18 protein-coding genes are annotated in these 18490 nt (G+C 50.0%); 6 read left to right on the forward strand and 12 right to left on the reverse strand.

Translation table 11 applies throughout. The annotated features are described in order from the left end of the window. Positions 1-25: 25 nt before the first annotated feature. From MUG06_RS09110 to MUG06_RS09130, 5 genes are read right to left on the reverse strand one after another with little or no spacing between them, the layout of a single operon-like run. Positions 26-796, reverse strand: a complete 771-nt coding sequence (locus MUG06_RS09110; protein WP_243078354.1) for an amino acid ABC transporter ATP-binding protein — start codon at positions 794-796, stop codon at positions 26-28. Next, positions 793-1746, reverse strand: coding sequence for an amino acid ABC transporter permease (locus tag MUG06_RS09115; RefSeq protein WP_243078355.1), 954 nt, complete (start codon positions 1744-1746; stop codon positions 793-795). The genes MUG06_RS09110 and MUG06_RS09115 overlap by 4 nt, the downstream gene beginning before the upstream one ends. After that, complete coding sequence (locus tag MUG06_RS09120) at positions 1743-2630, reverse strand: ABC transporter substrate-binding protein (RefSeq protein WP_243078356.1); 888 nt, start codon at positions 2628-2630, stop codon at positions 1743-1745. The genes MUG06_RS09115 and MUG06_RS09120 overlap by 4 nt, the downstream gene beginning before the upstream one ends. Before the next feature lie 17 nt (positions 2631-2647). Continuing rightward, positions 2648-3442 carry a deaminated glutathione amidase gene (locus MUG06_RS09125; protein ID WP_215848320.1) on the reverse strand — a complete coding sequence of 265 codons (795 nt, stop codon included), beginning with the start codon at positions 3440-3442 and terminating at the stop codon, positions 2648-2650. Between the two features lie 2 nt (positions 3443-3444). Continuing rightward, positions 3445-4410, reverse strand: coding sequence for a nitrate ABC transporter substrate-binding protein (locus MUG06_RS09130; RefSeq protein ID WP_243078357.1), 966 nt, complete (start codon positions 4408-4410; stop codon positions 3445-3447). Between the two features lie 130 nt (positions 4411-4540). Here MUG06_RS09130 and MUG06_RS09135 point away from each other — a divergent pair, with 130 nt between their 5' ends. Then, on the forward strand, positions 4541-5896 hold the full coding sequence (locus tag MUG06_RS09135; RefSeq protein WP_215847373.1) for an aminotransferase class I/II-fold pyridoxal phosphate-dependent enzyme: 1356 nt from the start codon (positions 4541-4543) through the stop codon (positions 5894-5896). On the opposite strand, the gene MUG06_RS09140 is transcribed toward MUG06_RS09135, so the two are convergent. The 3 genes from MUG06_RS09140 to pagP all read right to left on the reverse strand — a co-directional run bounded on the left by MUG06_RS09140 (position 5874) and on the right by pagP (position 7567). Continuing rightward, on the reverse strand, positions 5874-6305 hold the full coding sequence (locus MUG06_RS09140; protein WP_243078358.1) for a GNAT family N-acetyltransferase: 432 nt from the start codon (positions 6303-6305) through the stop codon (positions 5874-5876). The genes MUG06_RS09135 and MUG06_RS09140 overlap by 23 nt on opposite strands. A gap of 328 nt (positions 6306-6633) precedes the next feature. Further along, the gene (gene cspE, locus MUG06_RS09145; protein WP_006118399.1) at positions 6634-6843 is read right to left on the reverse strand and encodes a transcription antiterminator/RNA stability regulator CspE; all 210 of its coding nucleotides are present in this window, start codon (positions 6841-6843) and stop codon (positions 6634-6636) included. A gap of 151 nt (positions 6844-6994) precedes the next feature. Further along, on the reverse strand, positions 6995-7567 hold the full coding sequence (gene pagP / locus MUG06_RS09150; RefSeq protein WP_243078359.1) for a lipid IV(A) palmitoyltransferase PagP: 573 nt from the start codon (positions 7565-7567) through the stop codon (positions 6995-6997). A gap of 1004 nt (positions 7568-8571) precedes the next feature. Between pagP and MUG06_RS09155 the strand changes: the two genes are divergently transcribed. Together MUG06_RS09155 and MUG06_RS09160 are read left to right on the forward strand one after the other, a co-directional pair. Continuing rightward, on the forward strand, positions 8572-8817 hold the full coding sequence (locus MUG06_RS09155; protein ID WP_215847375.1) for a hypothetical protein: 246 nt from the start codon (positions 8572-8574) through the stop codon (positions 8815-8817). A 125-nt stretch (positions 8818-8942) separates the two neighbouring features. Next, positions 8943-10025: a malate/lactate/ureidoglycolate dehydrogenase gene (locus MUG06_RS09160; RefSeq protein ID WP_215847376.1), complete on the forward strand. Its 1083-nt coding sequence runs from the start codon at positions 8943-8945 to the stop codon at positions 10023-10025. A gap of 39 nt (positions 10026-10064) precedes the next feature. On the opposite strand, the gene gntT is transcribed toward MUG06_RS09160, so the two are convergent. Next, positions 10065-11381 (reverse strand): gluconate transporter, encoded by a 1317-nt coding sequence (gene gntT, locus MUG06_RS09165; protein WP_215847377.1) that lies wholly within the window; start codon positions 11379-11381, stop codon positions 10065-10067. A 294-nt stretch (positions 11382-11675) separates the two neighbouring features. On the opposite strand from gntT, the gene MUG06_RS09170 reads away from it, so the two are divergent. Continuing rightward, a complete protein-coding gene (locus MUG06_RS09170; RefSeq protein ID WP_243078360.1) occupies positions 11676-12821 on the forward strand; it encodes an iron-containing alcohol dehydrogenase in 1146 nt (381 codons plus the stop codon). Between the two features lie 282 nt (positions 12822-13103). Here MUG06_RS09170 and MUG06_RS09175 read toward each other — a convergent pair whose 3' ends face one another. Together MUG06_RS09175 and MUG06_RS09180 are read right to left on the reverse strand one after the other, a co-directional pair. Then, positions 13104-13943 (reverse strand): Cof-type HAD-IIB family hydrolase, encoded by an 840-nt coding sequence (locus MUG06_RS09175; RefSeq protein ID WP_243078361.1) that lies wholly within the window; start codon positions 13941-13943, stop codon positions 13104-13106. 102 nt (positions 13944-14045) lie between these two features. Next, positions 14046-14519 carry an RcnB family protein gene (locus tag MUG06_RS09180; RefSeq protein ID WP_243078362.1) on the reverse strand — a complete coding sequence of 158 codons (474 nt, stop codon included), beginning with the start codon at positions 14517-14519 and terminating at the stop codon, positions 14046-14048. Positions 14520-15370: 851 nt separating this feature from the next. On the opposite strand from MUG06_RS09180, the gene MUG06_RS09185 reads away from it, so the two are divergent. Next, on the forward strand, positions 15371-15907 hold the full coding sequence (locus tag MUG06_RS09185) for a DUF523 domain-containing protein (protein ID WP_309140181.1): 537 nt from the start codon (positions 15371-15373) through the stop codon (positions 15905-15907). Positions 15908-15960: 53 nt separating this feature from the next. Here MUG06_RS09185 and MUG06_RS09190 read toward each other — a convergent pair whose 3' ends face one another. Next, positions 15961-17250 carry an HAAAP family serine/threonine permease gene (locus MUG06_RS09190; protein ID WP_243078526.1) on the reverse strand — a complete coding sequence of 430 codons (1290 nt, stop codon included), beginning with the start codon at positions 17248-17250 and terminating at the stop codon, positions 15961-15963. A gap of 572 nt (positions 17251-17822) precedes the next feature. Here MUG06_RS09190 and MUG06_RS09195 point away from each other — a divergent pair. Continuing rightward, positions 17823-18416 carry a hypothetical protein gene (locus MUG06_RS09195; RefSeq protein ID WP_243078363.1) on the forward strand — a complete coding sequence of 198 codons (594 nt, stop codon included), beginning with the start codon at positions 17823-17825 and terminating at the stop codon, positions 18414-18416. Positions 18417-18490 lie beyond the last annotated feature (74 nt).

Raw genomic sequence — 18490 nt, forward strand, 5'->3', positions numbered from 1 at the left:
TTGAATCTACCCTAATCATAAACGCTTAAATAAAACGACTTAAAAAAGCCTGCGTTCGTGGATGCTGCGGATTCGCAATGACCTCATCCGGCGTTCCTTGCTCCACCACCACCCCACCATCCATGAACACCACGCGATCGGCTGCTTCGCGTGCAAAACCAATTTCGTGCGTGACCACAATCATGGTTAAGCCTTGATCGGCCAGCGTGCGCATGGTGGCCAGCACTTCACCCACTAATTCAGGATCCAGCGCCGAAGTCGGTTCATCAAATAGCATTAAGGTCGGCTTAATCGCTAATGCGCGAGCAATGGCGACACGCTGTTGCTGTCCACCAGAAAGGTGTCGCGGCCAGGCATCCGCTTTGTCGCTCAACCCCACCGTTGCCAGCAGCTCTTTAGCATGCGCTAACGCTGCCTGACGGGGAAATTTATGCACACCAATCGGCGCTTCAATGATGTTTTGCAGCACTGTCATATGGGGGTAGAGATTGAACTGCTGAAACACCATGCCAATTTTCTGCCGTTGCTGGGCAATTTTTCGCGGTGACAAACGATGTAACACGCTGCGTTTTAGCTCATAACCAATCTGCTGATCGCCGACCATAATCGAGCCGCCGTTCATATCTTCCAGATGATTAATGCAGCGTAAAAAAGTAGATTTCCCCGACCCTGATGGGCCAAGAATAACCACCACTTCACCGGGATAGACATCAAGGTCGATGCCTTTGAGCACTTCATTGTCGCCATAACTTTTCTGCACGTTTCGCGCGCTGACTAAAGGTTCAGCTGTTTTCATACGTCCTCCTTACGCACCAACGACGTATTGGCAAATGGCGTAGCGGCACGTTTGGCCGTAACCGCCACGCGTTTCGTACCACGCGCGTAGTAGCGTTCAATAGCGGACTGTCCCACATTGAGAATTGAGGTGATGAGCAGATACCAAATTACCGCCACCATCAGCATTGGAATAATTTCGAAGGTGCGGTTGTAGACGGCCTGCACGGAATAAAGCAGATCGCCCATCGCGATAACGCTCACCAACGAAGTGGCTTTGATCATACTGATGAGCTGGTTGCCAGTAGGTGGAATGATGGAACGCATCGCCTGTGGAATAATAATGCGGCGCAGTGCACGCGCTCGACTCATCCCAAAGGCCTGAGTGGTTTCTACCTGACCGTTGTCGACCGAGAGCAGGCCAGCACGAATCACTTCCGCCATATAAGCCGCTTCATTCAACGCCAGTCCCGCAATTGCTGCCGTCAGCGGTGTGATGAGATCATTGGTATTCCAGCTGGCAAAAGTGATGTCGGTCCAGGGCACAGTAATCGATAAGGTCGGGAACAGCGTCGACAGGTTGTACCAAAAAATGAGTTGCACCAACAGCGGCGTACCCCGGAAGAACCAGATATAGAGACCGGAAAGACCGCTCAGTAATTTATTCTCTGACAAACGCCAGACCGCCAGAATTAAACCCAACAGGGTGCCGAGAATCATCGACACCACCGTGAGTCCGAGCGTGACCTGCAACCCTTTCAAGACTGTGCCTTCCGTGAACCATTGCAGCACCACTTTCCATTCGAAATTGGGATTGGTCGCTACCAGCCACATCAGGTTCGAGCCAATAACCAGCACCACAATCCAGGAGACCCAGCGTCCATATGAGGGCGCACTGTGGGCAAAAGCCACGTCGCGCTGTTGCACGTTGGCCTTGTCCATGGCTCGTGAATCGTTGGTGTGTAAACTCATTTAGCCGCCCCTTTCGCCAGATTAACGCCCGGTTCAGTAATCATGTTGCCGTCCAACTTCCACTTTTTCATGATTGCTGCATAAGTACCGTTTTGATACAGCGCTTTGTAACCATCCAGTACAACTTTACCCAGTTGAGAGTTTTTCGGCACAACGGTGCCCTGGAAGATATCGCCAAAACCATTTTTCTGACCTGTGCCTGCGAGTTCAAGCTGACCATTCGCCTGTTCAACAAAATAAGTCAGCGGCGCTTGTGAAGAGAAAAAGGCATCAGAGCGCTTAGAACGTACCGCCAAAATAGAGGAGGGTTGGTCGGTAAAAGATTGCACAGTGACCGCCGGTTTACCGGCAGCGGTACAAGCGGCAGATTGCTTACGAATAACTTGTTCGGCAGAGCCGGCAGCCATAACCGCAATCCGCTTGCCGCAGGTGTCGTCCAGACTATTAATTTTTGACGGATTGCCTTTTTGAACGCCAAAAACCACAAACTCTTGCACGTAATCGATAAAGTCGACTTTTTGCTGGCGGTCTGGATAATCGCCTACCGGACCGATTGCTAACTGATAGCGTCCCGAATTAATCCCAGCCAATACGCCTGATAAACCACTGACCGTTGCATGTTCAATTTTAACGCCCAGCAGCTGGCTGAGCGCTGTGGTTAAGTCAGCGGATGCGCCATCCATTGAGTGTGGGCCATTGACTATTTCATACGGAGGAAAGGAGCCGTTGTTAACTGAAATCATTTTCCCGGCTGTTTTGATCTCTTCTGGCAGACAATCGTGCAGTGCCTGATCCACTTTTTGAACCGCAATGGCATCAGCAGCATGGGCTAAAGTTGCAGTCATACCTAAAGCCAGCGTGAGTGCGGTCGCTATCTTTTTCATTATTTTCCCCAATGCTGTCAGTGTGTTTTTAGTTCTGGTCGTGCAAAACGACGATTTTCAAGGACCGGTAAAACGCTGCGAGCGTAGGCGATCCGCTGCGGATCGAGATCGGCAAACACCAACGCGGTGGATTCCGGCGCTTTTGCAATCGCGACGCCGAGCGGATCAATCACCAGGCTATTGCCAATATTGCGTGGTCCACATTCTCCCACCGCGACCATGTAGCAGGTGTTTTCCAGTGCCCGCGCGGTAGTGAGTAATTCCCAGTGCATCTCTTTCAGCGGCCCTTTGACCCAGGCGGCAGGCAGTACCAGCACATCGGCACCATCCAGCACCAGACGGCGCGCCAGCTCCGGGAAACGCACGTCATAACAGGTCATTAATCCCACCTTCATACCCGCCACCTCAACTAAGGGTGGAATGACATGGCCGGGATTAACGCGCTGTGATTCTTGCATGGCAAAGGCGTCATAAAGATGCAGCTTTTCGTAAGCAGCAATGATTTCACCATTGCGAATGGCGATCAGGACGTTGAGCGCCTTTTGCTCTTGCGTTGGCACATGGACACTCATCATCGTGGTGAGGTCGTTACCTTTACTGGCTGCCAAGAGTTGGGTTAAAAATGGGCCATCCAGCGGCTGCGCAGCTTTCAGAACTAAATCGGGATCGGCGATATCACGCGCCAATACGCCTTCAGGCAGTACCAGTAGATGCGCGCCACCCGCTAAGGACCGGCTCATTAAATCAAGGCAAATATCCGCGTTATCCTGCCATTCACGGCTAACGGCAAATTGCCCCATCGCGACTTTCATCATCATTCCCCCTTACCTGCCACCGGGAATAGAAGCTCCGGCGTCAGCAATGTTTTGGTCAGACCTTGTTGATACAGCTCATTGGCAAAGTCCGTGATCATCTTCTTGTTAACGGTAAAACCGTTTTCATTCCAGTTGGCTGGCAATTCCTGCGCGGTACGTCGCAAATCGTCCAGTAACCACGGCGTGGTGTCGGCATACTTTTCGCGCTTTTGCATCCATACGTGATAGGAACGGGTAATGAGGTCACTCAACGCCTGAGGCAGCCAAGGATGCTGCTCCGCCAGCGCGGGTTTCATTGCCAAAATGTGGATGCCTGGCACATATCCAACACGATTAAAATAATCAAGCTCGGCCTGATAAAAATCGGTTTGCAGTTGACGTAAGCCCGATTCCGCCAGGAAAAAACCTTCTGGCATGAAGGGGGTAAACACAGCATCCAGCTCACCCGCTTTCAGCAACTCAATCAGTGGGCGCTCTTCTGGCGCAGGTTCGATACGGCCCGGACGGCCAAATCCTGCCAAACGGTCAACAATCGGATGGTCGGCAGTTAATCGACCGGCAAACCAATAAGCATCATCAATTTCCACTCCCGCTTCACGCAGCACTGTGCGCGTCCAGGTGTTACCTGAATCTTGCCAACCCGTAACACCAATTCTCTTTCCTTTTAGCTGTGCTGGCGAAGTGAGCGGACTTGCGGTGGTGGTGATAATGCAGCGCTGGCGAAAGCCACGCATCAAAAAGTGCGGCAGGCCAAGCAGCGAGTGATCACCTTTCGCCCGGCCTTGCGCGTAACGGCTAAAGGAGACTTCGCCTGCGTCGTAATCAGGGCTGGTTGCAATGTCATTTACCAGCGTCCCGACGCGATCAATTTTTAAATCAAAGCCTTCCGGCTTGATGTCGCCAAGTGCCAGCGGCGTAAAATAGTCCCAGTCACGTACCGCTAGTCTGATGGTAAGCCTTTCCATTTTTTCCCCGTCTCTGCCAATGCAGTTGAGCTGCGATGATTTAATCACCAAATAGTGCTTGAATTTGATACTAGATCTGGAACACTATCCTGAACAATCTTTTCTTTGTTACTGAACAAATTATTTTCTTATGACGCAAACCGTAGATCTTCACTGGCTAAGTAGCCAAATTAATGATGCTTCCGTAAAAGGCATTGCGCTGGCTGCCTCCACGCTAATACGTGACGGCCAAATTGCGATTGGCATGCAGATGCCGTCGGTACGCGACTTAGCGGAAGTGTTAGGCGTAAGCCCAGCAACCGTTTCAGCTGCCTGGGCGCAGTTAAAGAAGCAGAAAGTGCTGGCAGGTAAAGGCCGAAGTGGCGTTTGGGTGAGTGGAAATAACGTAACGCCTCGCCCTATTCGCTTTGAGAAAATTGGTAACTATGGCGATAACATTCAAGCTGACCTGGCAATGGCATCGCCTGATACCGCTTTGCTGCCTGATTTATCGTCCGCTTTACAGGCGGCACTTAACTCTCCACAGCTCAACAGCTACTATCGTGAAGCCATTTCGCCGCAGTTGCTCAGCGCGATTCAACCTCGCTGGCCTTATCCGGCAGAAGCTTATTTAGCGACCGATGGTGGTTTTGATGCGATGAATTTAGTGGTGCAAACGCTGGTTTCGCCTGGCGATCGGGTCATCATTGAGGATCCGACAGCGACACGCTTGCTGGATATGCTCGACAACGTTGGCGCTGAAATCCTGCCTCTAGCTTGTGACAGCGAAGGCCCGTTGCCAGAGGTGCTAACAACATTGCTAGAGAAGTCGCCGGTGATGGTGATTTATCAACCGCGCACGCATTCAGCGACAGGGCACAATATCAGCCGCGGGCGTCGTCAGGCGTTGGCAGATGTATTAGCAACCAGCTCGACGCTGATTATCGAAGATGACGGCATTGGCGATCTTTCCGTGGAATCTGCCTGGAGCCTGGGGGAAGTTTTTCCCGACCGCACGATACACGTACGCTCATTCTCCAAAGCGTATGGGCCAGATTTAAGGTTGGCGGTGCTTTCTGCTACATCAAATATGGTCAAACGCATTCAGGCCTGGCGTAATTTTGGCGTTAGCTGGACCAGCCGTATTTTGCAGGATGCCGTTGCGTGGATGCTGGAGGACGCAGCGACTCAACAGCACATTAACGTCGCCCGGGAAACTTACCGCCAACGGCGGGAGAAACTCTTGCTGGCTTTAGCGAATCGTGGATTAGTACTTGAAGCGCGGGATGGATTGAGTATTTATATTCCCGTACTCTCAGAACAATTTGCGATGATCACCTTGGCGGCACGCGGTATCGCTGTGCTGCCAGGCGAACGCTGCCGCTTGGGCAACACGCAGTTTATTCGCGTCAGTATTGCCTGTATGAACGAGCAACAGTTGGAAATGATCGCCAATGCGCTGGTGATTGCTGCCGGACATGAAATCAGTTTGGGCGTAAATCTTTGACATGATAACTCGGCGATTCTTCGTAGCCTTCTCGCGCATAAAACTGATTAGCTTTTAGTCGTGATACGTGACAATGCACTTCCATGCGGTCGCAACCGCGTTGTGACGCCATGGCTTCAGCGTGCTGAATAAGCTGCTGACCGACACCCTTACTGCGCTCACCTTCAGCAATGCAGAAATAACTGATACGCGCAAAATCACCGGCCAACGCCAGCTGTGGAATAAAATGCATCGACAAAAAGCCCAGCACCTGCGTGCCATGCTCCGCAACTAAAAGCATTTCATTCGGATGCGTGATGAGCTGAGCAAGGCGCTGGTCAATAAAACTCTCCGTTCCGCCGTAGCCTAGCTCCGCTAACAACGCGCTCAATGCGAAACTGTCCTTTGCCTGTGCCTGACGTATATTCATTTTCTCTCCTGAAGGGGGTAATTCCTGTCGTTCTGTTATATAGCGTTGAGAATGAAAAATCTGCAAGTAACGCTTGTTATGATTATGTTACGAGAACTATTTGTGACTGACACCGCAGAATGTGCGCCGTCATCCGTAAGCCATTAAATTTGCATCTTCAACGCACCTGATGCCGGTTCGTGGAAAAAGAGTGATTCAGTCACCAAGATCGGGCATTGCTACGGTGGTGGGCAGGAGGGCTAGAGGAATATCAATGCATGGCAATTGAGGAATAACAGGCATAAAAAAACCCGCCAATTGGCGGGTTTTTAGAATTCTGACTGTTAACTTACAGACTGATAACGTTAGCAGCAGATGGGCCTTTCGCGCCGTCGGTGATTTCAAACTCAACGCGCTGACCTTCAGCCAGAGTTTTGAAGCCGTTGCTCTGGATTGCAGAGAAGTGTACGAATACATCTTTGCTGCCATCTTCAGGAGTAATGAAACCGAATCCTTTAGATTCATTAAACCACTTAACGTTACCTTTGATCTTAGACATCTAATATTACCTTTACATGAAAAATGGACACTAAACTGTGTCGGCGTCTAGTACAGCAATTGCAGAGAGATTTGTCCAGCTTGAATTGATGGAAAAGTGATAAATATCGACATTCTTTAGATGCGTCACACTTTATGTTTCTTTCGCTTGCCTAAAATGCCCAACGTAGCCAGGCAAAATAGACATTTCCATTGTTATAAGTGCCCGGAATGTAAGTCATTTGAAAACTCAATGCGCCATAACCTATTGAACCCAAGGGTAATAGCACAGGAACGGGGAAGTAATTCCAGTTATCTCGCGCTGTGGCTCCCACAGTAAAACCTACGCCCCAGTGGAATGACTGATTTTCTAACGGTCGCCAGGTCGCTTCCCAACCGTATCCACCGATCGGCTCCCATTTATTGAAAGAATCCTTAAAGGCCATGAGATACAGGCCATGCCAGTTCCCCTTTTCGTCATAACGAGAAACGCCGCCACCCGCGCCCCATGGATGTTCGTTATAGCGATCAATATGTTCCTCATCGTAGGTCCAGCGGTTATGCCAGGTTATCGCTGGCACATAGACATCCACGCTGTCTGGCTGCTGCCAGGTCTGTTGCACATTATGATTTAAGGTTTCCCAACCTGACTGCACTCCCTGAAGCAACGTTGCGGCCTGAAGTGAGAATGAGAGCATGAGTGCTGGAACAAGAGGCCAGATCACGAGAAGACAATACCTGTTCACTGCTTTTTCCTGCCGATTTTTTAAATGGCGAGTTCTAAACCCAGTGTTGAAGCCAAGCGGGCATCTTAATGAGGCGCTCCAAACTGGAGATAAACATGAAGTCGATTTTAAGAAATTGTGCCGCAGAAAGAGGTGAGGCACCGCCAAGAACTTTCGCATCTGGTCACATTAAATGCGAAAACAGGCCATTGATGGCGAGATTATCCGCAAACAGCTAAAAAACATGATCCTTATCAATGAAAAGGATTTTTGCGGAGCTTGAATTGCTCAAAAAACAGCTACGAAACAGGAAAATATTCTTAGATTCAATGCGCTAAAAGAAATGATCGCAACGTGTTATAAATTAGAAAATCTTAACTATTTTTGATGTGTTTTTGATAAGATTGGTCTTATTCAATTCCAGGAAGGAGGCGAAGATGCCATGGTGATGAAAATTCGCTGCACTGCATGTGGCAGCGCAAAGTTTACCTTTATTGATTGCAAAGCAAGTTTGAAACCTTTCCACGGCGCCTGTTGTGCATACTGTAAGAAACATCTTGCGGTAAAAGATTTGTTACCTGTAACGCGTAACAGCCCCCTCTCGCCCTGTTCACCCGTACGTCAAAACAGAGATTCAGGCAATTGAGAGGAAATTCGGGCACCCGGTAAGGTGCCCGCTTTATTAGAAAATGAGTTTGAACACCCCTGTCAGCGTTAACAGCCCAACGATAAAAATGATGGCGATGACCCACAAAATTATTTTCATTTCCCTCTCCCTTACCTAATAAAAAAGCCTTTCCTGTAAACAGTATAGGTGAAAATTTTACCTTTGCTGCTTCGCTCTCAAAGACCAACTCTGCCCCGTTAAGCCGCTTAGTGTCCATTTTTTTTCTGCGAGACAGGTCGCAAGATAATCATTATTTCTGGGACACCGCTTCGTTTAGCGAAGCAGGGCCAGCTAAAATTTAAGCGGCAAAGGCAGGCCAGAATTGTGATGAATTTGAAATCAGTAACAAGGAGATCTTATGAGCACGATTAATACCAGCATGGGTCGCTATAGTCTTAAGGCTAAAAATAGCGGCGATCACATCAAGGGTTCTTTCGCTATCAATGATGAAGGCGGTACTCAACTTACCTTGCAAGAGTTTGATGAACCCTATTTAGACGATGTGGTAAATAACGTGATTTATCCTGTCACGGGTGGTAACCGCGAAATAGCGCGTGCACTGCGCGAACAGATGGTGAAAGCCGGTTTCGAACAACCCCATTAATCCTCAAAACTTTGGGCCGCATTTTGCGGCCCTGCTCTTAAAAAGCCCCTTGATATCTAACCAACACTTGCCGCTGGCCTACCTTTCACTGCAGGATGAAAACCCTTCATAAAAAGGAGATTAGCGTGAGTCAATTGCATCGTATTAATGCCAGTCGATTACATCAGTTTGTTCAGGCGATTTGGCTTTATGCCGGCAGCACAACAGAAGAAGCTGGCTTGGTTGCCGATCATTTAGTTGCTGCGAACCTGGCAGGACACGACTCCCACGGCGTAGGTATGATCCCCAGCTACATGGCGTCGTTGGCACAAGGTCATTTGCAGCTTAATCAGCGCCCAACGCTGACCAAAGACGCTGGTGCGGTGTTGACGCTGCATGCCAATCAGGGCTTTGGTCAGGTTGCCGCTTGGGAAGCAATGAAATTGGGCATTGAACGTGCTCAGAAATTAGGGATTGCCGCGGTCGGTTTACATCATTCACATCATATTGGTCGTATTGGTCACTGGGCAGAACAGTGTGCAGCAGCGGGTTTGGTCTCGTTCCACTTCGTTAACGTTATGGGCGATCCCATGGTGGCACCCTTTGGTGGCAGCGATCGCCGTTTTGGTACTAACCCATTTTGCGCCATTTTTCCAAGACAAAATGCTAAACCGCTGCTGCTTGATTTCGCTACCAGCGGTATTGCTTATGGCAAAACGCGGGTTGCCTGGAATAAAGGCATTGAGGTCGCGCCAGGTTATCTGATTGATCACCAAGGTCATGCCACCACGCAACCAGGTGTGATGCATCAACAGCCGTTTGGCTCTTTACTGCCTTTTGGCCTGCATAAGGGTTACGCATTAGCGGCAATGTGCGAGATTCTCGGTGGCGCGTTGTCGGGTGGGCGCACCACTCACGATGCCACAGTGCAGAGCAACAGTGACGCCATCTTCAACTGCATGACCACTATCATCCTTGATCCTGCTGCTTTTGACGCGCCAGCGATGCAAGAAGAAGCCGAAGCTTTTATTGAATGGGTAAAACGCTCACCGAAAAGTGGTGATGAGGATATTCAGGTGCCAGGTGAATGGGAAGAAGCGAATCGCGAAGCGCGCGATCGTTTAGGCATTCCGTTAGATGCCACCAGCTGGCAGCAGATATGTCAGGCAGCGGCACAGGCTGGCATGCCAGATGAAGAGCTAAACGCGTTCCGTTTGTTGGCAGTATAAAGTAAAACCGCCGCGACACGTTGTCGCGGCGGTTTTTGCTTATAGGGCGTAAGAGAGCAGTAAGCAGCCGATCAAACCACATACGGAGATAATGGTTTCCAGCGCTGACCATGAACGAATCGTTTCGCCAATCGTCAGGTTAAAATATTCTTTAAACAGCCAGAATCCTGGGTCGTTTACGTGCGAGAAGATCACGCTACCGGAACCGACGGCAATCACCATAAGCTCCGGGCTGGCGCCACTGCTAACAATCAAGGGTGCCACAATCCCGCCAGCAGTAATTGCCGCCACGGTGGCAGAACCCAACGCAATACGTAACACCGCAGCAATCGACCAGGCCATGAAAATAGGTGACAGGTTGGTTTGGTTCATCATGTTGGCGATATATTTATCTACGCCGCTGTCCACCAATACCTGCTTGAATGCCCCGCCGCCGCCGATGATCAACAGCATCATTGCGATGATTTTGATCGAATCTGTCAGCGTATCCATCACCTCTTCCATGCTACGACCGCGGTTCAGGCCGAAGGTGAAGATAGCGATCAATACCGCGATCAGCGTTGCCATGACCGGGTCGCCGAAGAATTCGGCGTAAGGCAGCAGTACATGCCCTTTTGGCAGTAGCATTTCCGCCACCGCACGCAAAGCCATCAACACCACTGGAATCAACGCAGTCCAAACGCTCACGCCAAAACTTGGCATCTCCGCTTCAGTAAAGGTTTTAGGGTTGTAAAAACTTTCTGGGATGGGTTTATCAATTTTCTTCAGGAAACGCGCATACACCGGCCCCGCCAGAATAACGGTTGGGATCCCCAACAAGGTGCCGAACAGCAGCGTTTTACCCATGTCAGCGTCAAACAGGGTCGCGATAGCGGTTGGGCCAGGGTGTGGAGGCAAAAAGCCGTGCGTAACAGAAAGTGCAGCAGCCATTGGCACACCGACGTACAGCAGCGGCACACGCGCCGATGCGGCAACACTGAACACCAACGGCAACATCAGGACGAAACCAACTTCGTAAAACAGCGCAAAACCCACAGTGAAACCGGTCAGCACCAGCGCCCATTGAATATACTTGACGCCAAACTTCTTAATCAACGTCGTCGCAATGCGCTGGGCGCCACCACAGTCGGCCAGCAGTTTACCGAGCATGGCACCAAAACCCATGATCAGCGCCAAACTGCCCAGTGTTCCGCCCACACCGGTTTTAATTGAAGTAATAACTTTATTGACCGGCATGCCCTGCATCACACCGACCGCCAGCGCTACCAGAATCAGCGCGATGAAACCATTGAGTTTGAAGCGGATCATAAGCAGTAGCAGTAACGCAACGCCGATCGCCACGTAAAGTAATGGCATAATTTTTCTCCACCATGCGCACTGACGAGCTGGCTCAGTGCTGGTTTGTTATCGTGGTCCCCAAAGGGTGACAGAACTTAACGTCTGTAAGATGTTTTAACACCTCGACAAACGCTGTTACCGATAACATGTTAAGGGTAACATCGCGATGAAAGCATCACCCTCTCGATAGTGAATTTCTGTTTTGCGAAGGTGATCAACTTTTTGCCAACGCGTTATCAGAAAGTTTGCAGAGGCCAGCGGCGCGCTTTTAGTTACACTCAAATCTTAGCGAAAACTTAAAAGGATGCGCAGGTGAGTGAGAATTTGAGTGAGCTGTATAGCAATCAACGAACTCTGTTTGGCCGTGGAAGCATTGATAAACTGGTGCCGCTGTTAGCGCTACAGCAGCAGCCGACCCTGCTGTTTTGTGGTCAATCATTTCTGCAAAGCCCAGCTTATGCCCGGCTAAAGTCAACGTTGAACGATCACATCATCGGCTATGAAATTGTGCGAAATGAAGCGTCGCCCGCTGATATTGATGCCTGGGTCACACGTTGGCGTGGCCATGTCGATCGCGTTGTAGCCATCGGGGGCGGCAGCGTGCTTGATGCCGCTAAGGCATTTAGTGCGATGATGCAGCATCCGCTGCCGACGGCGCGTTATTTAGAGAAAGTCGGCGACAGCGCCGTTCAGCCAGTTACCCTGCCGATGATTGCGGTGCCGACTACAGCCGGAACCGGCAGCGAAGTGACGCAGAATGCGGTCGTGACCGATCAACACGATATTCAGGTAAAAGCCTCACTGCGCCATCCAGTCTTTGTGCCTCAGGTTGCGATTCTCGATCCCGATCTGTTAAAAAATGCCCCCGATAAAGTCCTGGCAACTTGCGGCATTGACGCCTTTACCCATCTGTTTGAAGCGTATTTATCAAATAAAGGGAATCTGTTTACCCGCCAGCTGGCGTTAACGGGCTTAAAGCAGTTTGTTCAAGCGTGGCCCCAATTAAATCGTGACGATGCAGAAGGTGATAAAGCGCGTGAAGCGATGATGATGTCTTCATGGTTAGGCGGTGTTAGCTTGAGCAGCGCCGGTTTAGGAGTGATTCACGGTATCGCCGGCGAGCTAGGTGCACTCAAGCCTTTTCATCATGGCGAAGTTTGTGGGCGGCTGCTGTTTCCGTTTCTTGAGGTTTTGGCAGAAAGCCACCACATTGAGCAGCAACAGTTAATGACAGCGCTTCATGCTCAGCTGTTTAGTGAAGCCACGGACTCTCCGGCGCGTTACATGAAAAACTGGCTGCAGCAGCAGGCGATCACACCATTTTGGCAAGATGGCCCTGCACTAACGCATCAGGAGGTAGAGTGGATTCTGGCGCGCGCCAACAGCAAAAATTCCTTGGTGGATTACAGCAAAGATGAGATGCGATCCATGATTGTGCAGGCATGGCCGATGCTTTGAAGCAAAGCTGGGCAGGCTTGAATGTTGCTCGGTGATAATCCACCCTTTTAAATACTGAACTCACCTGCGCCAGCTTCATCACCTGGCGCCTGAATATTTTCCGGCAATCCGCGCGTTAATTTCCTTCGCCGCCATCGCGCTGCGCCACTGCACACACTAGCGAAGCGCCGCGCCCATCCAGCTTGAGCCTATCGCTTCTAACGCGGTGTTTAACCCCGATATGATAATTTAAAAGTCGATAATGTCATTTTTGAATATCGGTAAAGCAAAGGATAAATCCAGTCAACGCGAAGGTGTAGGTGTAAAAGGTGCCTCGCCCGCTAGCATGTGCTCAATCACCTGCAATACGCCCTGCTCGTTGTTGTGCGGAGCCAGGTAGCGTGCGCTCTCTTTCACCCGCTGCGGCGCATTTTCCATCGCAAAACTGAATGCAGATTGCTTAAGCATTTCCAGGTCGTTGCCGCCATCGCCAAAAGCCAGCACTTCGTCATGCGAAATGCCCCAGCGTTTCGCCAGCAAATCGAGACCGTGCGCTTTATGGTTGCCCGGAACGATTAAATCAACAGAGCCATGCCCGCTGGAGGTCGCTGCCGCCGCGCCTTGATGTAAGCGCGTAATATCAGCCATCAAAGGTTCGACGTAATCATCAGAGAGGTTAAGTGCGAATTTGAACAGCTTGTCATCTTGTACTTCATCGAGGCTGCCGATCTTTTTCAGCCGATGGCAGTAATGACGCATTTTCGCTAGCCATTTTTCATCGGTATCATCGAAATAATAAGCGCTGTTGCGGCCGCAGAGCAGATAGCGCAAACCCGGATAATGGCCGTTTTGCAGCGTATCGATCACCGCGTTAATGTCGCTGCGAGAAAAGGCGCCGCAAAAAAGCTCCTCATCACGATCGATGATCCATGCGCCATTTTCAGCCACAAATGCAATTTCACTGGCGATGTCAGGAAAGAAAGACTTGAGCTGGTAATACTGATTGCCGCTGGCGACGACAAATTTTATGTTGCGGGCTTTGAGTTGGTGATAAAGGGCGAGAAAGCGAGGCGAGTTGTACTGTTTTTTATCATCAAGAAAGGTGCCGTCCATATCAACCGCAACCATTTTAACCATCGTCATCATGACTCCTTAAAAAGGGAACCTCAGAATGAAGTGTCAGAATAGCCTGGTGAGAAGGAAGCGGAAAGAAGCACGGATGGCCGTAGCCATCCGTGAGGGAAATTAATGGAACGCGTTGCTCAGGATCAGTGAGGTAATCACACCAGTAGCAGCAGCGATCAGCACATAGTTACCGTCAATATAGGCCCAGTGTTCACCGCGTGGCGGTTCACGTAAACCGCGTTCATGCCAGTCATTCACGCGATAATGGTCGCCGCGATATTCGTGTGGTACTGAGTGGCCGCGACGGAAGTCGTGGCCGTTCCAGGCGAAGTGATCGCGATCATTACCGCGTTCGCCATGATAGTCAGCGTGAGAGCCGCCACGATTGTCATGATCGCCGCGAGGGCCGCCTTGGTTGTGATGATCATCATGACCCGCCCCGCGTCCGCGATCGTCATGACGGTCGCCACCGCCCTGCTGTTGCTGCCACGGTTGCCCATGGTGATCGCCCGGGCCATCAGCCCAAGACGCGCTTGAAAACAGTGTGCTGCATGCTAAAAGTGAAGCGATAAACGTTAATGTTGTTTTTTTCATGGTACTACCTCCAATGGCAACGGCTGATGTATCGCCGTTGAGATGACTATTATCCATATGGAGGGTGTTCAGCATCTCCAAAAGTCTTAAAGATCGGTAACTTACACACTATTACGCTGCCTTATCGATTCCTTAACGATTGTCATAACTTTTGATACAGATGGCGCTGAAAGTTTATTTAGCAAAGCAGACTTTCAGGCATTTAAATAACCCAGAATAAATAAGAACTTTCTGATGAAATAGCGTTAAAAAACCAATGCCTGAAATGTAACCTTTGAAGAATGAAAATAACGGCATAATGCGGGGGAGAGTAAAGGTGAATAAAAACCCGATCGAAAACGATCGGGGATTAAATATCCACACCAACCAAACGGGGTAAAACCCTTACATTTTATTAAGGGAAAACTGAAGCACACAACACCACATCACTAGTGCCGCAGCGCAAGAATAGCATCTCCAGCACAGCGAATGGGTGAAAAATTGTCATGTTATACAAAATAATTTTCACTTATTAACTCAGCCGTAAATAAACATTTCCAAAAAAGATAAAATCCATAATAAGGACAAAAATTACTTTCGTAACTCAGCAGAAATAGGTCTGTGCTCTGACCAGATAGCGATAAAAATTAAATCAAGACTGCCCTGATAAATATAAAAACAGGAATAAATAAAAAAAACGCATGTCTCACAGCTTATATCTCATAAAACATGCCGGTTCCCCGGTATAGCCGTTCTGTACTGCTGTTAAGGCATCTCAGTTAAGCATTACTCATTATTCGTTCCCTCACTCACATGCTAATAACTGAACGCTGTAACCAGCAGATAAATCAACGCTAGCGAGAACGGTTTTGATTAAGACTTCAGGAAACGTTAAAGAGAAAATTTTGATCAGCGCCTGTTTGATGGGCTTCCGTGTGCGTTACAACGGCAGCGATAAAGCGCTGGTGCTGGATACCCTCGATCGCTGGCAGCGAGAAAATCGTTTAGTCGTTCACTGCCCCGAACTGGCAGCCGGTTTAGCAACGCCACGTTTACCGGCTGAAATTATTGGCGGCTCAGGTGAGGATGTATTGGCCGGGCGGGCGATGATTGTAGAAAGCGATGGCAGCGATGTCACACAACCCTATTTACTTGGGGCATGGCTGGCGCTAAAAACGGCTCAGGATGCGGGTTGCCGCTTTGCCCTACTCAGCGATGGCAGCCCAACCTGCGGCAGCCAGAGAATTTACGATGGATCTTTCAGCGGTCAGCAGCATCCCGGCGCTGGCGTGGCGGCAACACTTCTTCGTCAGCACGGCATTACTGTTTTTGCCGAGCATCAGGCTGGTGAATTGGTGTCTCATCTTGAACAACTCGCAGACCAGCGTATTGCAATCCGATTGAAGTAAAAAGAAGTTAAAAAAATGCGCCGGATTAAGCGCCGCATAGCGGCGCTAAACGTTTAACGTACCAGTGAGAAGAAAATCGCTGAAATTGCGATCAGACCAATCAGTACCACAAACACATTGCTGATTTTACCGCTGTATTTGCGCATTGCCGGGACTTTCTGGATGGCATACATCGGCATCAGAAACAGAATCACCGCAATGATCGGCCCGCCAAGCGTTTCAATCATGCTGAGTATATTGGGATCAAGTGTCGCCACCAGCCAGGTGGTAAGCAGCATAAACAGTGAAGTCAGGCGATTCAGCGTGTTCGGCGCGACCGATTTTCCCTGGCTGCGCAGCGCTTTGTTCACCAGCCCATTAAAGCCTTCACGCGCGCCCAAATAATGCCCCAGGAACGATTTAGTAATGGCAACTATCGCGATAATAGGGCCGAGCCAGGCAATAACCGGTACGTGGAAGTGGTTGGCAAGGTAAGAAAGAATGGTGATGTTCTGCGCTTTTGCTGCATGCAAATCGTCTGGCGACAGGCTCAGTACACAGCTGAAAACAAAAAACATTACCGTCACAACCATCAACAGATGCGAATATGCCAGGATGCGTGAACATTTTTTCTCCGCCTCCTGGCCATACTCTTCACGCTTCGCCACGGCAAAAGAAGAGATGATGGGCGAATGATTAAAAGAAAACACCATCACCGGAATTGCCAGCCACAGCGTCATCCATAAACCGTTTCCGCTGCTCTGATTCACCTCCATCGTTTGCAACGCCGCACCGTGCCAGTGAGGAATCAGATAGCACGCCATTAACATTAAAACGGCCACGAAGGGATAGACCAACACGCTCATTGCCTTAACGATCATCTGCTCACCGAAGCGCACAATGGTCATCATGCCCATAATCAGCACCAGCGACAGCAGCACACGCGGCGGTGCAACCCACCCCAACTGGTTAACGATCAGGCTCTCAACCGTATTGGTAATGGCCACGCTGTACATCAATAAAATGGGATAGATTGCAAAGAAATAGAGCAGCGTAATGACATTTCCCGCGCCCGTACCGAAATGCTCTTCCACCACTTCAGTGATGTCGCCCGAAGGATTTTTGCCTGAAAGGACAAAGCGTGTTAGCGCGCGGTGTGCAAAAAAAGTCAGGGGAAAGGCAAGAATCGCCATAATGATTAACGGAAGCAAGCCACCAACGCCTGCGTTGATTGGCAAGAACAACACGCCGGCGCCAATCGCGGTGCCGTACAATCCCAACATCCACATGGTGTCGGTTTTCTGCCAACCTTTTTCCGTTGACGTCTCAAGGGCACCCAGCGTGCCGGTTTGCGTGTTTTTCATCTGGTGATCCAATAAACGTGCAATCAACGCCGCTGCGTTTTGCGACTGCAAAATTAACGTCCACTTGCTGCTCTGCCCTGCTTCACAAGGATGAGCACAAGCGCGATGTGCCGGTGAGATCAATGACAACGGGCGCAACTTCAAGAAAATCCGCTGCCTTAGCGTTCAGGTGGTCAACAGGGACGAAGCCCCGTAAACGCGTCTCCACCCTTTAAAACGTAATCGATTGCGCGGCATCTTTTTACACTACTTGACGGTTTAACATCAAGTTCAGCGGCAACTTAAGCGTTAAACGCGGTAGAAACGGGCAAATTTTGCACGACGTGCACTTTCTTAGCGGGTGGCTGGCAACTGTTCATGTTGTGATTTAAACCGGCCAAAATACTGGCACTCCCATTGTTGCGATGATTGTCGACCTGCTGGCGCATACCTTATCGCGCTTGGTTAGAGGTGCCCCGAACGTTTAACTGCCTGTAAATTTTCCTGCCGTCGTGACGTAATCTTTGCCAGACTTTAAACAGTCCCGTTGAATTGATTTGCACTGTTTTGAACGGCTTAACAGGAGTTAAAACATGAAAATTGCTTGCCTGGGTTGGGGATCGCTGATTTGGAAGCCTGACGTATTGCCACTTGCAGGAAACTGGCAAGCAGACGGCCCCTTGATGCAGATTGAATTTTGTCGCATCGGCGATGGCGGTGAATTAGCCACTGCGATCTGCCAGAATGCCGACCCGATTCCCGTCTTCTGGGCCTGGATGTCGACATCGTCACTTGCATTAGCCTGCAAATCACTGCGCAAGCGCGAAGGCATTCCAGACGACCGTGTGGATGGCTTAGGCATGATGTTGATCGGTGATAAAGCCGAGGGAGGAATAGAGAAATGGGCACGCAGCAAGGGCATTGAAGCCTTGATCTGGACTGGCCTGCCCGCGCGCGTGGATTTTACTGAAGGGCGCATACCCAGCGTTGAGGAGGTACTCAACTACCTTCAACAGCTGTCTGGCGATAAACGCGCCCACGCGCGAAGTTACATTGAGCAGGTCCCGGCGCAAATCGATACGCCTTACCGACGAGCCATTGCCGATACGCTTGGCTGGCAACACGCAAACCCTCAGATTCCGGCGATCACGCCAGTAAATGACGACAAAAACAGCCAATCCGCTTAAATCCTACGCTTATGCCATTGGGCCGCTCGGCTTACTTAAATTGAGCTAGCTACACTTCAATGCAGGTTGAATAA

This window comes from Pantoea sp. MQR6 (genome assembly GCF_022761075.1).
In the GTDB taxonomy this organism is placed as follows: domain Bacteria; phylum Pseudomonadota; class Gammaproteobacteria; order Enterobacterales; family Enterobacteriaceae; genus Pantoea; species Pantoea phytostimulans.